Genomic DNA, 14,854 nt, shown 5'->3' with positions numbered 1-14,854 from the left:
CAACTCCTAATTCAGGTTTGGCTCAGTTTGAACGCAGTCCAACAATATAACACAGCCGAGGGGGCCCGCGGGTCGCGCCCCGTCATCATGTTCTGGGCGGCCGCCCGGGCCTCGGTATCCACTGTGGCCCTTCTGGCCGGGCTGGGCTTCGACGTGAACGCGCCCGGCCGCGCCGACGCCCCCGTCGAGGAGCCGTGGGAGACAGCGCTGCACCACGCGGCCGGTGCCGGCGACGTGGCCCTGGCCCGGCGGCTGCTGGAGCTGGGCGCCGACCCGCGGTCGAGGGACCGCCGATTCGGCGCCACCCCGCTGGACTGGGCCCGCCACCTGGGCCGGCCCGCTACCGCCGCGCTGCTGGAGCCGCTCACCGCGTGAGCCGGCCGGGACTACTCCCGGTCGTGGATCTCGATGACCGAGGCCGGGCAGCGGGTGGCGGCCTCGTAGACGGACTCCTGCCGGTCCGCCGGCGGGCGGTCGTCGAGGAGGATCACGACGCCGTCGTCCTCGCGCTGGTCGAAGACGTCGGCGGCGACGAGGGCGCAGACGCCGGAGCCGATGCAGCGCTCCGGGAACACCTCGACCCGCATCAGGCCTCGACCTCCGCGGCGGGCAGGACGGCGTCCCAGGTGACCGGCAGCGTGACCGGGCCGAGGACGGGGGTCTGCGTCTTGAAGCGGATGTCGTCGAACGGCACGGCCAGGCGCAGCGACGGGATGCGCTGCGGCACGGTGGCCAGGACCGTGGCGAGCTCCAGGCGGGCCAGCTGCTGGCCGACGCACTGGTGCGGGCCGTGGCCGTAGCCGACGTGGGCGCCGGTCGGGCGGCCCACGTCGAGGCGGTCGCCGTCGGGGTGCAGGGCGGCGTCGCGGTTGGCCGACTGGATGGCCACGACGACGTAGTCGCCCGCCTTGATCTTCTGGCCGGCGATCTCGGTGTCCTCGGTGACCTCGCGCAGCAGGCCGGCGCGGACGCCCAGGTAGCGCACGAGCTCGTCGGCGGCGGTGGCGGCCAGGGCCGGCTCGGCGCGCAGGCGCTCGAGCTCCTCCGGGTGCTCCAGCAAGACCAGCAGGCCATGGCTGATCATGCTGGCGGTGGTGTCGTAGCCGGCGATGAGCAGCGCGGCGCTCATGATGACGAGCTCCATGTCGGTGAACGGCTGCTCCGTCTGGTCGCTGCGCGCGATCATCCGGCTGAGCACGTCCTCGCCGGGCTGGGCGCGGCGGGTCAGCACGAGGCCGTAGAGGTACTGGAACAGCGGCTGCATCGCGGCGGCGACGTCCTCGCTGCTCGACTCGCCGGCCATGAGGGCCTCGGCCGCCTGCCGGAACAGGCCGCGGTCGGACTCGGGGACGCTGAGCAGCTCGGCGATGACCGCGGTGGTCACCGGGCGGGCGAACTCGGCGTACCAGTCGACCGGCGGGGTCAGCGCGGCGAGCGCGTCGAGGCGCTCGTCGACGATGCCCTGCACGAGCGGGCGCAGGCCGGCGATGCGCTTGATGTTGGAGACCTCGGGCGCCATGTGCCGGCGGAAGCGCAGGTGCTCGGCGCCGTCCATGCGCGGGAACTCGCCCTCGGCGGGCGGCGCGGCGGCGTAGCCGAGCAGCAGGTGGGCGGCGGTGCCGGGGCGGTTGCTGAAGCGCTGCGGGTCGCCGAGCACCTCGCGCACGTCGGCGTAGCGGGTGACCAGCCACGCCTCGATGCCGGTCGGGCAGGCGACCCGGGTCACCGGGCTGCCGGCGCGCAGGTCGGCGTACTCCGGCGGCGGGTCGAACGGGCAACGCTTGTCATCGGGCAGAGGTAACTGAGGCAGTACAGCGGACGTCAACGCCAACCCCCGAACGGTGGGACTCCACGACGGCATCCATCTTTGTCGACGCGACGGGGATTGACCAGACCCTCGGTGATCGCGAAATCGCGCACCGCAGCGCCGGCGCCGGCCGGCCACGCGATCGCCGCCGCCGCGAACAGCCGCCGCCGCTGCGAGTGGTCGTCGCAGCGGCGGCGTTCGATGTGCCGGGCCGGGTGGTTCAGGACCGGGCGAGGCCCCGCTCGACGGCGGCGATGATGTCGGGTCGCAGCCGCGAGGGCTGCACGATGGCGTCCACCGAGCCGACCCGCACGGCCCGCTGGATGCTGTGCACGCCGTCGAACTCGGCCGCCACCTCGCCCAGCTTCTCGGCCCGGACCGAGGTCCGCACGTCCATGAGCCGGCCGGCGAGTTCGGCCCGCTCCTTGCCGCTGGCCGCGGCGACCTTCGCCTCCAGCTCCACCACCCGCGGGTCCTTGGCGGTGCGGGCGTTGACGTCGCCGGCGAAGACCACGGCCGCGGCCGGGGCACCGCCGATGACCGAGGCGAACGAGCCCTCCACGGCCAGGACGGTCATGTTGGGGTTGAGCGCCTTGGAGAACACCACGAACGCGCCGCCGTGGTAGCGGGAGATGACGCAGAAGACGATCGGGCCGCGGAAGTTCACGATGGCCCGGCCGATCTCGGCGCCGTACTCCAGCTGCAGCCGCCGCATCGACTCCGGCGAGCCGTCGAAGCCCGACAGGTTGGCCAGCACCACCAGCGGCCGGTTGCCGCTGGCCGCGTTGATGGCCCGGGCCGCCTTCTTCGACGAGCTCGGGAACAGGGTGCCGGCGGTGTACGTGTCGGGGCCGTCGGTGGGCGGGAAGCCCCGCCGCGGTACCGACCGGGACTCGATGCCGAGCAGGCACACCGGGATCCCGCCGAGGTGCACGTCCTGGACCACGGCGGTCTCGGCGTCGGCCATGCCGGCCCAGCGCTCCAGCACCGCGTGGTCCTGGTCGGCCAGCGCCCGCATGAGGGTGCGGATGTCGAACGCCTTCTTGCGGTCGGGGTTGTGCTCCTTGGAGAAGATCTCGCCGACCGTGGTGAAGTCGCTGTCCGGCGCCGAGTGCGGGTAGCCGGAGATGTCGCGGTCGGCCGGGTCGCCGGTGGTGGCGCGGCGCGGCCGGGTCTCGCCGGGCGCGACGTAGGTGTGCTCGTAGTAGGACATGAGCACGTTGCGGGCGGCCCGGATGTCCGGCGCCCAGTACTGGGCCTGGCCGTTGGGGCCCATGACCCGGTCGTAGCCGCCGATGCCGAAGTTGTCCTCGGCCGACACGCCGCCGGAGAAGTCCAGCGACTGCTTGCCCGTGAGCACCATCGCCGAGTCCGGGGTCATGATGAGGATGCCGCGGGTGTGCATGAGCATCGTGGCCTCGGCGTTCCAGTACGGCTGCGCGCCCACGGTGATCCCCGCGACCACGATGTTGATCTCGCCGCCGCCCTGGGTGAACTCGACGATCCGCTTCAGCGCCGCCGCGACCCAGTCCATGTTCTCGGTGCCGGAGTCCATCGCGATGCGGGCGCCGGCGGACAGGGCGAACCAGTCGAGCGGGACCCGCATCCGCTCGGCCAGGTCGAGCGCGGCGATGACGCGGGCGCACTCGGGCTCGGAGAGCGCCCCGAGCGCCTTCGTCGGGTCGCCGAACAGCGCGACGCGGGTGACGCCCTCGGGGTACCGCTCGGTGGGCGTGCGCACGACCCCGGCCACGATCGCGGCCCGGTTGTGCCCGCGCGGGCGGTCGACCGGCACCAGCGTGCCGGTGTCGTCGAGGTCGTGCTCGACGAAGCTGCCGCCCTGGCCGGCCAGCAGCTCGGTGAGCTCGTAGGGGTACGTGGTGCCGCGCCGGCGGGCCGCGAGGACCTTCTGCCGGTAGTCGTCGAGCGGCTGGATGAGCTCGGTGGTCGGCGCGGTCATGGAGACCCGCATGCCGGCGTCGTAGGACACCTCGAGCGCGATCTCGGTGAGCTCGCCGGTGGCCGGGTCGCGCTGGCGGCCGAGGAACAGCACCTCCTCCAGGCCGGCGCCGGCGGTGACCGGCAGCAGGCGCAGGGCGACGGCGTTGAGGTCGTCGAAGGTCAGCTCGCTCTGCGGCCAGCAGTAGATGGTGATCCGGTTGGTGTCGAAGCGCTTCTTGGCCGGCCGCTGGGCCTGGACCTTGCGGATGGCGTCGAGGCAGGCCTCCAGCGCCCCCTCGACCGCGGGCAGGGCGAGGATGCGCCCGTCGGCGTCGCGCAGCGGGGTCAGGTCGCGGACCTGGGCCATCGCGGCGAGCCGCTCGTCGGCCGGGTTGTCCGGGGCGACGCAGCGGAAGAGGTACACCTCCTCGTCCGCCGACGGCAGCCGGGTCAGGTCGAAGTTGCGCAGCCGGGGCAGCTGCAGCCGCTGCGCGATGAGCGGGTGCAGGCCGCGGATGACGCGGTCCTCGCCGATGCCGGGGCGGAAGGTGAAGTGGTGGTGCACCTCGGCGCCGGTGCGCCCGGCGACGGAGATGGTGACCCGGGTGAGCCGGTCGAGCAGGCCGGCCCGGTCGATCACCTCGCGCAGGGCCGCGGCCATCGCGTCCGGGTCGGGCTGGTCGGTCCAGGTGAGGTACACGTCGGCGACCGAGCCGACGCCGGAGAGCTCGGCGACCCGCTCGAGGGTGGCGGGCAGGTCGGCGAAGTCGGTGGCGGCGGCGACGAGCCGGAAGCGCTCGTCGTCGCGGTCGTACTCCGCGGTGAAGTACGACTGCCCGCCGACCTCGACGCAGTGCACGTCGCCGGCGCCGCGGTTGCCGTAGTACCGCCGGCTGAGCACCTCCAGCATCGGGCCGTGGTCGGCGCCGGGCCGGCCGATGCGCTGGGCCAGCAGGCGCACGAGCGGCTCGGGCGAGGCGACCATCCTGGCGATGCGCTCGGCGCGGTCCGGCGCGTCCGGGTGCTCGTCGAGGTGGCGCAGGTGCCCGCGGACGGCCGCGTAGACCTCGGCCCGCTTGCGGCGCAGCATCGGCTGGGCGGCCCAGCGGAAGACGATGCTGCGGGCGAGGTCGCCGACGACCGGGAAGCGCAGCTGGGTGGCGAAGATGAGGTGCTCGAGGGCCTGGCCGACGAGCTCGCGCAGGCCGTTGCCGGGCAGCGGCTCGGTCAGCCACTGCTCCAGGAAGGCCACGACGACCCGCACGTCGGCGGCGGCGCGCTGCTGGGCGAGGAAGATGCGGAAGACCGCCTCCTCCAGGGCCGGGGTGCGCTCGAAGTCCTCGACGCCGTAGTGGGCGAGGACCCGGGCCAGCCGGGCGCGGAACGCCTCGGGCAGCCCGGCCCGGTCGACGTCGAGGCTCTGCAGGTACGCGTGGAGGTACTCCCGCGGGCTGTGCACCCGGGTGTCGGCCTTCGTCTCGTCGCCGGCCGGCCGGTTGCGGCTGAGCTCGGAGAGGTCGGCGAAGACCCGCAGCAGCTCGACCTCCTGCTCGAGGGGCCGGCGGCCAAGCTCGGCGCGGGCGGCGAGGTAGGCGGACAGGACCCGGCGCTCGTCGCGCGGGTCGACGTCGTAGCCGAGCAGCAGGCTGCGCAGGTCGGCGATGCCGCGGGCGACCCGGGCGGGGGCGGAGAGCCCCTCGGGCTCGGGCGGCAGCTCCAGGTCGACGGCGGCGGCCCCGGCTCCCGCGGCCGGGCCGGCGTCGGCGGTCTCGTCGCCGATCGGCTCCAGGCGCAGCAGCGGCGCGCCGGTCTCCACCTGGCTGCCGACGGAGACGAGACACTCCCGCAGCCGCGCCTTGAACGGCGCCCGCAGGACGGTCTCCATCTTCATGCTCTCCAGCACGAGCACCGGCGCGCCGGCCTCGACCTCGTCGCCGGCGACGAGCGGGGTGGCGACCACGAGCGCCGGGGCCGGGGAGCGCAGCACGCCGCCCTCGTCGCGGCTCACCCGGTGGGTGACGCCGTCGACCTCGACCAGGTGGGTGGGGCCGTGGGTGTCGGTGACGAGCCGGAAGCGGCGGCCGTTGACCAGGATCCGGCCGGTGTGCTCGTCGAAGCGGTCGAGCTCGGCGTCGACGGTGGGCGCCTCACCGATGCCGACGCGGTAGCGGCGGGGCCCGGTCTGGGCGACGGTGACCCGGTAGCTCGCGCCGCGCAGCTTGAGGTCGATCGGGCGGCCGCTCTCGTGCTGCACCTGCGGGCGTCCGCCGTGCGCGGTGGACAGCAGCCGGTGGCGCTCCACGGCGGCGCCGTCCTCGTAGGCCTCGATCGCGGCGGCGGCCAGGGCGACGCCGGAGTGGCGGGTGGAGACCAGCCGGCCCTCGGCCCGGACCCGGTCGATCCAGCCGGTGTCGGCGCTGGCGTCGATGACCTCGGGCTGGTCGAGCAGGTCGAGCAGGAAGCTCTTGTTGGTGGCGCCGCCCTCGATGATGACGGTGGTCTCGGCGACGGCGCGGCGCAGCCGGCCGAGGGCCTCGTCGCGGGTCCGGCCGTAGGCGATGATCTTGGCGATCATCGAGTCGAAGTCGGCCGGGATGACGTCGCCCTCGCTGACGCCGGTGTCGACCCGCACGCCGGGGCCGCCGGGCAGGACGAGCCGCACGATGCGCCCGGGCGAGGGGGCGAAGTCGCGGTCGGGGTCCTCGGCGTTGAGCCGGGCCTCGACGGCGTGGCCGGCCTCGGCCGGCGCGAGGTCGCCGAGGCGGCCGCCGCCGGCCACGTGGATCTGGGCCTTGACCAGGTCGAAGTCGGTGGTCAGCTCGGTGATCGGGTGCTCGACCTGCAGGCGGGTGTTGACCTCGAGGAAGGCGAAGAGCTTCTCCCCCGGGTGGTAGAGGAACTCGACGGTGCCGGCGCCGCGGTACTGCACCGCGAGGGCCAGCCGCTCGGCCGCCTCCTTGAGCTCGCGGACCTGCTCGGGGGCGAGCACCGGGGAGGCCGACTCCTCGATGACCTTCTGGTTGCGCCGCTGCACGGAGCAGTCCCGCACGCCCAGGGCCCAGGCGGCGCCCTGGCCGTCGGCGATGACCTGGACCTCGACGTGGCGGGCGCCGGTGACGAGCCGCTCCAGGAAGACGATGCCGCTGCCGAAGGCCCGCTCGGCCTCAAGGCTGGTGCGCTCGTAGGCGTCGACCAGCTCGGCCTCGCTGCGGATCACCCGGATGCCGCGCCCGCCGCCGCCGGCCGTGGCCTTGAGCATCAGCGGGTAGCCGACCTCGGCCGCGGAGCGCTTGGCCGCCTCGAGGGTCTCGACCGCGCCGCGGCTCCACGGGGCGACCGGGACGCCGACCTCCTCGGCGATGAGCTTCGAGCCGATCTTGTCGCCGAGCTTGCGCATCGCCTCCGGGCCGGGGCCGATGAAGGTGACGCCGATCTTGTCGCACAGCTCGGCGAAGGCCGGGTCCTCGGCGACGAAGCCCCAGCCGACCCAGGCGGCGTCGGCGCGGGTCTCGACGAGGGCGCGCTCCAGGACGGCGTGGTCGAGGTACGGGCGGGCGGAGGCGGGGCCGAGGCAGTAGCTGTCGTCGGCCTCGCGGACGAACGTGGCGGTCCGTTCACCGTCCGTGTACAGGGCGACGGTCTCGATCGGCGGCGCCCCGCTCTCGCCGTTGAGCTCACGGACGGCGTGGATCAGCCGCATGGCGGCCTCTCCGCGGTTGACGATGGCGATGCGGCTGATCACCGGGCAAGCCTCTCAAAGATCCAACACAGCAGAAAATCCGTAACAAACCTTCGTGGCTACTGGCGAGTAACGGAAACCGTCCAACCCTCACCCCGCCACGGCCAATTTTTGTGGAAACTCTCCAAAGGTTTTGTTAGACACGCGCAGGCTTGGTCAGCAAGCTGGTCACGGTGACCACGACGAGTGTGGTGAGGATGACGGCGAGTGACAGCCAGGTCGGCATGTCGGGCACCTGCGGCCAGACCGTGTGCGCCCAGTGCAGGACGAGCTTGCCGCCGATGAACGCCAGTATGACCGCCAGACCGTGGTTGAGGTGGCGGAGTTGGCCGAGGACGTTGCGCAGGACGAAGTACAGCGCCCGCAGGCCCAGCAGCGCGAACGCGTTGGTGGCGAAGACGAGGTACGGGTCGCTCGTCACGCCGTACACCGCGGGCACCGAGTCGACCGCGAACACCACGTCGGTGAGCAGGACCGCGCCCACGACCAGGGCCATCGGGGTGAGCGATCGCCCGTTGCCGGCCCGCACGGTCAGCTTCGCGCCGTGGTACCGCGAGGTCACCGGCATCACCCGCCGCAGCAGCCGGACCGTGCGCATCGACTCGACGTCGGACTCGCCGCCGCGCAGCACCTTGACCGCGGTCCCGATCAGGATGGCCCCGAACAGCAGGAAGGCCCACGAGCCGGACGAGATCAGCGCGGCCCCCACGGCGATGAACCCGGCCCGCAGCACGAGCGCCCCGGCGATGCCGTAGAGCAGGACCCGCTGGGCCAGCTGCGCCGGCACCGCGAACGCGCCGAGCAGCAGCATGAAGACGAACAGGTTGTCGACCGACAGCGACTTCTCCACCACGTAACCGGTGAGGAACTCGACGCCGGCCTCGACGCCGTGGGCGAGCCAGACGTACGCCGCGAACCCCATCGGCAGCGCCAGGTAGAACACCGACCAGCCGACGGCCTCGCGCATCGGCACGTCGTGCGGCCTCCTGGTCAGCCAGAAGTCGGCGGCGAGCAGCCCCAGCAGGACGGCGACGGTAACGGCCCAGAGCATGGGCGAGGCGATGGACACGGAGCCCCCTCGAACGCGTTGTCGACGTTCGAGGTCTCTCCCACCCGTTGCCGGGCGGCCGCCCGGAAGCCGCGCGGGCGGCTCGTCCTGACCGGGTCGGCCTGACGGGATACTCCCCTCGGCGGCCGAGCGTACCGGCCCTGGCTGGACGTTTACTGAACGCCGGTACAGTGCGGCGGTGCGTGCGCGGGGCATCTACCGGGCGACGATGCTGGCCGTCATCGCCGGTTGCGTCCTGGTGTCGTACCTCGTGCTGACCCACCGCGACGGGCCGCCCCCGAAGCTGCAGGCCGGCCCCCGCCCCGACTTCCAGCTGCCGTTCCCCTGCGGCGAGACGTGGCGGCTCACGACGTACCCCGGCCACGACGACTACGACATCGACTTCTTCGCCGCCACCGGACCCACGGCCGGCCGCACGGTCATCGCCTCCGCCGCCGGCACGGTGACCTGGGCCGGCTGGAGCGCCACCCGGTCCGACGGCACCCAGGCGGCCCCCGGCACCTCGGGCACCCGCGGCGGCCTGGGCTACGGCGTGATCATCGACCACGGCGGCGGCTGGTTCACGGAGTACGGCCACCTCGCCGCCACCCCCGCGGTCCGCACCGGCGACCGGGTGCCCCGCGGCGCCGTGCTGGGCCAGGTCGGCCGCACCGGTTCGACCACGGTCGAGCACCTGCACTACGAGCAGCTGGACGACACCCGCGACCCGCGCCGCACCCGAGGCGTGCACGACAAGGTCGAGGCGGTCTTCGACGGGGTGCCCTCCGGGATCACCTCGGACGGCAGCGCCGGCACCGGGCCGTTGCGCGTCGACGGCCCGCAGTCCCCGGACCAGACGCGCACCAGCCGCAACTGCCCGCCGCCATAGCCCGCGCCAGCAACCGGCGCGCCCACTCATAAGCCGGCCCGCAGCGGGTAGTAGCCAGCTGTGGCTACGTCACTGCTGCCGGACCGCACGTCCCTGCCGTTCCACGCCATGTCCGCCGACGAGGCGCTCACCGCCCAGCGGGTCGAGGAGCCGGCCGGGCTGGCCGCCGAGGAGGTGGTGCGGCGCCGCGAGCAGAGCGGCCCCAACCGGTTCGCCGAGGGGCGGCGGGAGCCGAGGTGGAGGGCCTTCGCGCGCCAGTACGCCGATCCCATGCAGATCGTGCTGCTGTGCGCCGGCCTGGGCAGTATCTGGCCGCTGCGGCAGGTCGGCACCGGGCTGCTGCTGATCGCCCTCACGCTGCTCAACGCCGTGCTCGGGCTGCGGCAGGAGGGCAAGGCGGCGGCCGCGGTCGGCGCGTTGCAGCGGGCGATGGTCACGATGGCCCGGGTGCGCCGCGGCGGGGACCTGGCCGCGGTGCCGGCCGAGGACCTGGTACCCGGGGACGTGGTGCTGGTCGAGGCCGGGGACCGGGTGCCGGCCGACGGGCGGCTGGTGCGCAGCGCGCGGCTGGAGATCGACGAGTCGGCGCTCACCGGCGAGAGCCTGCCCGTGGCCAAGGACGCCGAGGCGGTGGCCGACGAGCAGGCGGCGCTCGGGGACCGGGCGGACATGGCGTACATGCACACGAGCGTCACCCGAGGCACCGGCGAGCTCGTGGTCACCGCCACCGGGATGGCGACCGAGGTGGGGCGCATCTCCGGGATGCTGCAGGCGGGCAAGGAGGCCGAGACGCCGCTGACCCGGCAGCTGCAGCGGCTGACCAACCAGATCCTGCTCGTCGCCGGGGTGGCGCTGGCGCTGTCGATCGGGCTCAACCTGTACCGCGGCAACACCTTCGGCGTCGTGTTCACCGCCGCCATCGCCTTCGCGATCTCGGCCATTCCCACCGGGCTTCCCGCCGTGGTCACCACCATCCTGTCGCTGGGCACGCAGCTGCTGGCCCGGGCCGGGGCGATCGTGAAGCGGCTGCGCTCGACCGAGACGCTCGGCTCGACGTCGGCCATCAACTCCGACAAGACCGGCACGCTGACGCTCAACCAGATGACGGTGACGGAGCTGGCGATCCCCGGGCGGCGGTACACCGTCAGCGGCGACGGCTACGCCACGACCGGCGACATCCGGCACGCGGCCGGGCAGCCCGAGGTGCCGCTCGAGCCGTTCCTGCTGCCCATGGCGCTGGCGAGCGACGCGGTGGTGAGCGACGGCGAGCTGGTCGGCGACCCGACGGAGGGCGCGCTGGTGGTCCTCGCCGCCAAGGGGCGCCTCGACGTGCTCTCGACGCGGCAGCGGTACCCCAGGATCTGCGAGATCCCCTTCGACGCCTCCTACAAGCTCATGGCGACGTACCACGCGATGACGGACGAGTCGGGCCGCGAGGTGGTCCGCTGCTTCGTCAAGGGCGCCCCGGACCAGCTGCTCGCCCGCGCCTCCCACGTCGTGGCGCCCGGCGGGGACCCGGTACCGCTCGACGACGGGCTGCGCGCGAAGTACCTGGCCGAGAACGAGCGCCTGGCCGGCCAGGGCCTGCGGGTCATGGCGACCGCCCGCCGCGACTACGACCCGGCCTCCTTCGACCCGCACGGCGACCTGCTCGGCTCGCTTAGCGGGCTCACCCTGCTGGCGCTGGCCGGCATCCTGGACCCGCCGCGCCCGCAGGCCCGCGAGGCCATCGCCAAAGCCGAGGCGGCCGGCATCCAGGTCCGCATGATCACCGGCGACCACGCGGTGACCGCCGGGGCGATCGCCCAGCGGCTCGGCATCGACGGGCGGGCGATCACCGGCGCCGACTTCGCCGCGCTGAGCGACGCCGAGGCCGTGGAGCAGATCGACGGGATCGGCGTCATCGCCCGGGTCACCCCGCAGGACAAGGTCCGCCTGGTCGAGATCCTGCGCCGGCGGGGCCACATCGTGGCGATGACCGGCGACGGGGTCAACGACGCCCCGGCGCTCAAGCGCGCCGACATCGGCATCGCGATGGGCATCACCGGCACCGAGGTCTCCAAGGAGGCCTCCGCCATGATCCTCACCGACGACGACTTCGCCACCATCGTCAAGGCGGTGGCCATCGGGCGGGCGCTGTACGACAACCTGAAGCGGTACGTCTGCTTCCAGATGGCCGCCCTGATCGGCTTCATCGCCACGTTCCTCGGCGCGAGCGTGCTGGGGGTGGCCGCGGGGGTACCGCTGCTGCCGCTGCAGACGCTGTGGGTGAACTTCACCACGCAGGTCCTGCAGGCGATCGGCCTCGGCTACGGCAGGCCGGAGCCGGACCTCATGCAACGCCGGCCCCGCCGGTCCGACGAGGCGCTGCTGCCCGGCCGCACCCTGGGGTGGCTCGCGGTGCTCGGCGTGGTGATGGGCGCGGCCACCCTGGCCGTGGTCGCCGGCGGGAACCGCACCATGGGCCTCACCGCGTTCTCGATCATGAACCTGGTGCTGTCCTGGACGGTGCTCAGCGAGACCCGCTCGGTGTTCAGCCTCGACACGTTCGACGACCGCCGGTTCGTCGTCACCTCCGGCCTGTCCGTGCTCGCGATCCTGCTGGCCACCGAGTTCGGCCCGCTGCAGCGGCTGCTGCACACCGAGGGCCTCTCGCTCACCCGGTGGCTGGTCTGCCTGGCCGCCGCCCTGCCGCTGCTCGTCATCACCGAGGCCCGCAAGGCCGTCCTGCGCCGCCGGGAACGGCACCGCGCCGAGGCACGACCGGCCACCGGCATGTGAGGTGCCGCACTCAGGAGGTGGGCAGCACCTGCCGCTCGGCCTGCTCGACCAGCTCCAGGGAGTCCTCCGGGCCGAGGCGGCGCTCGCAGAGATACCCCAGCGTCGACCACGTGGCGTCGGCGACGGCCTCCGGCGGGAACGCCTCGAGCAGGTGCCCCTCGCCGAGCTGGGCGCGGATGAGGGCCTCCGCCGCGGCCGGATCGACCTCGACGTCCTGGGCCATCCCGGCGACGAACCCGGTGATCTCCTCCGAGGGCGTGTCCTCGTCGAAGAGGCTGCGCACGGCAAGGGCGATGGCCGCCTGCAGCACCGGCGTGTCGTGCTCCTCGGGCGGCTGCTCGGCCGCCCGGGCGGCGGCCGCCTCGTCGCCGTTCAGCAGCGCGACCACCACCGCACCGACCCGGGTCCGCGGTGCCCGGGCCTCCTCCTGCTCGCTCGCCATGCATCGAGTCTTACACGGCGCGCGGTCCCGGCCGGGCGAGTGTCGTCTCCATCCCAGTTCTCACGGCGCGCGGCCCCGGCCAGCGGACACCGTCCGCATCCCGGTCCTACACGGCGTCTCGCACGGCGCGCAGCCTCGGCCGGGCGGGCGCCGTGCCCATCCCGGCTATCAGCGCGGCGAGGCGCTCGCCGTCGCGCTGGGCCTGGCCGGCGCAGCACGTGTCCACGAGCACGTGCACCTCGTCGACGCCGCCGGCGAGATGGCGCAGGCGCAGGGCGTGGTCCTCGAGCTCGCGGTCGGAGTACGTGACCGGCTCCCCGCCCTCGTGCCCGTGGAACCGCACGAGCGCGGGCTCGGCCGTGGCGGCCGGCGGCGTCGAGTCCAGGCACACGTACGAGGCGCCGTGCTCCTGCAGCATCCGCAGGGTCCGCAGGGCCTGCCCGCCCTCGAACCAGGACGGGTGGCGCAGCTCGACGGCGGCCCGGCGCGGGGCACACCGCTCGATCGTGTCGAGCACCCGGCGCACCGCCCGCTCCCCGTGGGCCAGCCAGGCCGGGAACGCCAGGGTCACCACGCCGAGCCGCCCGGCGTCGTCGAGCGGGTCGAGGGCCTGGTGCAGCCGGTGCCACAGCTCCTCGACCGCCTCCTCGGGCAGCTCCCCGCGGCGCAGCTTGATGTTGCCGTCCACGCCGTCGGGGCGCAGGTCGGCCGGCAGCGCGGCCAGGCGCGTCGGGTGCCCGGTCAGCAGCCCGAAGGCCTTGACGTCGAACGTGAACCCGTCCGGCGTGGCGGCGGCCCAGGCCTCGGTCGTCTCGGCGGCCGGGATGGCATAGAAGCCGGTGTCGGCCTCGACGAGGTCGAACCGGCTCGCGTAGTAGGCGAGCCGGTCCGCCGCCGTGCGCACCGACCGCGGGTACCAGCCCGAGGTCAGCAGGTCCCGGTTGGCCCAGGACGATGTACCGAGGCGAATGACAGCCATGCGGTTCATGAGACCGCCATCCGCCCGGCACGGCAAATCAGCCGGCACTGGGGACAGCCTCGTGCACGCCGGCGTATCGGGAAATGCATACGCCCGCGCAACAGCCCGCCGTGTCCAATGGGGGCATGAACCACAAGGCATCCCTGGCAGCACCGCCCCGCCGCACCCGCAGGATCGTGCTCCTCGGCCTGGCGATCCTCGGCGTGGCGAGCGCCGCGTTCGTCGTACGGCGGCCGCTCATGATGTCCGCCCCGAGGTGCATGGCCGGGCGGTGGCACGGCTGCTTCGACACGGAGAACGGCGTGCTGCTCATGATGCTGGTCACGGTGCCGTTGGCCGCGCTGGCGGTGTGGGCCCTGGCGCGCTCCCGGCGCGCCACCGGCGGCGCATCGGCGTGGCGGACGTCGCTCGCCGAGGTGGGCATGGTCCACGGGACGCTGCCGTTCGTATGGATCACCATGATGCCGGGCCCCGGGGCCGGCGTCGTCCCCGGCCGGGTGAGCCTGGTACCGCTGCGGGACCTGCTCACGATGGGGCCGCTGGGGATCATCGGCAACCTGCTGATCTTCGCGGCGCTGGGGTTCTTCGCCCCGATGCGGTTCGCGGCGCTGGCGTCCGTGCCGCGGATCCTGGCGCTCGGGGCAGGCTGCTCGGTCCTGGTCGAGACCGCGCAGTACGTCCTGCGGCTGGACCGGGTGTCCTCCGTGGACGACGTCCTGGTCAACGCCACCGGCGCCGTGCTGGCCGCGCTGGCGTCGCGCCGCTGGTGGCGCACGACGGCGCAAGCGCCGCCGGACCAGCCTCGCGCCCCGCTGGCACCGGCAGGCTGAGCCGCGTGCCCGGCTCTTACGAACAATACAAACATCAAACGTGTTCGTAATGTTGCTTTGACTGCCGCTCCGGTGTTCAATGGCGGCATGACGATCAGTGACCGCCATCGGCGCATCCTCGACGCCGTGCAGCAGGCCGGGCAGGTCGGCGTCACGCGGCTGGCGGAGCTGACCGGCACCTCCGAGATGACCGTGCGGCGGGACCTGGAGCAGCTGGCCGACCAGGGCATGCTGGAGCGCTACCGCGGCGGCGCGCGCAGCCTCACCCTGCGCGGCGAGGAACCGCCCTTCGCCGTGCGCGCACACGAGGGCCAGGACGCCAAGCGCCGCATCGCCGAGGCGGTCGCCGGCCTGATCACCGACGGCGAGGCCGTCGTCCTCGACAGCGGCACCACCTG

The 14,854-nt window shown here is 73.6% G+C and carries 11 protein-coding genes; 5 read left to right on the top strand and 6 right to left on the bottom strand.

Annotated elements, in window-relative coordinates; translation table 11 throughout:
• Positions 1-87: 87 nt before the first annotated feature.
• A complete protein-coding gene (locus AB0M46_RS48835; protein WP_363348132.1) occupies positions 88-375 on the top strand; it encodes an ankyrin repeat domain-containing protein in 288 nt (95 codons plus the stop codon).
• Between the two features lie 11 nt (positions 376-386).
• On the opposite strand, the gene AB0M46_RS48830 is transcribed toward AB0M46_RS48835, so the two are convergent.
• The 4 genes from AB0M46_RS48830 to AB0M46_RS48815 form a co-directional block, all read right to left on the bottom strand.
• Positions 387-587, bottom strand: coding sequence for a ferredoxin (locus AB0M46_RS48830; RefSeq protein WP_363348130.1), 201 nt, complete (start codon positions 585-587; stop codon positions 387-389).
• Positions 587-1,831: a cytochrome P450 gene (locus tag AB0M46_RS48825; protein ID WP_363348128.1), complete on the bottom strand. Its 1,245-nt coding sequence runs from the start codon at positions 1,829-1,831 to the stop codon at positions 587-589. Before AB0M46_RS48825 ends, AB0M46_RS48830 begins: the two co-directional genes overlap by 1 nt.
• Positions 1,832-2,027: 196 nt before the next feature.
• Positions 2,028-7,490, bottom strand: a complete 5,463-nt coding sequence (locus AB0M46_RS48820) for a carboxyl transferase domain-containing protein (protein ID WP_363348126.1) — start codon at positions 7,488-7,490, stop codon at positions 2,028-2,030.
• A 133-nt stretch (positions 7,491-7,623) separates the two neighbouring features.
• Entirely contained in the window at positions 7,624-8,538 is a 915-nt protein-coding gene (locus AB0M46_RS48815) for a TerC/Alx family metal homeostasis membrane protein (RefSeq protein WP_363348123.1), read from the bottom strand.
• A gap of 196 nt (positions 8,539-8,734) precedes the next feature.
• Here AB0M46_RS48815 and AB0M46_RS48810 point away from each other — a divergent pair, with 196 nt between their 5' ends.
• Entirely contained in the window at positions 8,735-9,424 is a 690-nt protein-coding gene (locus AB0M46_RS48810) for a M23 family metallopeptidase (RefSeq protein ID WP_363348121.1), read from the top strand.
• A gap of 60 nt (positions 9,425-9,484) precedes the next feature.
• Entirely contained in the window at positions 9,485-12,205 is a 2,721-nt protein-coding gene (locus tag AB0M46_RS48805; RefSeq protein WP_363348119.1) for a cation-transporting P-type ATPase, read from the top strand.
• 10 nt (positions 12,206-12,215) lie between these two features.
• On the opposite strand, the gene AB0M46_RS48800 is transcribed toward AB0M46_RS48805, so the two are convergent.
• Complete coding sequence (locus AB0M46_RS48800) at positions 12,216-12,647, bottom strand: hypothetical protein (RefSeq protein ID WP_363348117.1); 432 nt, start codon at positions 12,645-12,647, stop codon at positions 12,216-12,218.
• Between the two features lie 106 nt (positions 12,648-12,753).
• A complete protein-coding gene (locus AB0M46_RS48795; RefSeq protein ID WP_363348115.1) occupies positions 12,754-13,626 on the bottom strand; it encodes a DUF72 domain-containing protein in 873 nt (290 codons plus the stop codon).
• Between the two features lie 125 nt (positions 13,627-13,751).
• On the opposite strand from AB0M46_RS48795, the gene AB0M46_RS48790 reads away from it, so the two are divergent.
• A complete protein-coding gene (locus AB0M46_RS48790) occupies positions 13,752-14,456 on the top strand; it encodes a VanZ family protein (protein WP_363348113.1) in 705 nt (234 codons plus the stop codon).
• 87 nt (positions 14,457-14,543) lie between these two features.
• The coding region (locus tag AB0M46_RS48785) for a DeoR/GlpR family DNA-binding transcription regulator (RefSeq protein ID WP_363348111.1) at positions 14,544-14,854 on the top strand (311 nt) is incomplete at its 3' end.

This window comes from Dactylosporangium sp. NPDC051485 (genome assembly GCF_040682015.1).
In the GTDB taxonomy this organism is placed as follows: domain Bacteria; phylum Actinomycetota; class Actinomycetes; order Mycobacteriales; family Micromonosporaceae; genus Dactylosporangium.
The sequence above is the reverse complement of the archived record's forward strand: the minus strand, read 5'-3'. Positions and strand labels throughout refer to the sequence as shown.

Coding starts and splice junctions, on each gene's coding strand:
- AB0M46_RS48830 (WP_363348130.1), bottom strand. CDS start 587: ATGCGGGTCGAGGTGTTCCCGGAGCGCTGCATCGGCTCCGGCGTCTGC.
- AB0M46_RS48800 (WP_363348117.1), bottom strand. CDS start 12,647: ATGGCGAGCGAGCAGGAGGAGGCCCGGGCACCGCGGACCCGGGTCGGT.
- AB0M46_RS48795 (WP_363348115.1), bottom strand. CDS start 13,626: ATGGCTGTCATTCGCCTCGGTACATCGTCCTGGGCCAACCGGGACCTG.
- AB0M46_RS48815 (WP_363348123.1), bottom strand. CDS start 8,538: ATGCTCTGGGCCGTTACCGTCGCCGTCCTGCTGGGGCTGCTCGCCGCC.
- AB0M46_RS48790 (WP_363348113.1), top strand. CDS start 13,752: ATGAACCACAAGGCATCCCTGGCAGCACCGCCCCGCCGCACCCGCAGG.
- AB0M46_RS48835 (WP_363348132.1), top strand. CDS start 88: ATGTTCTGGGCGGCCGCCCGGGCCTCGGTATCCACTGTGGCCCTTCTG.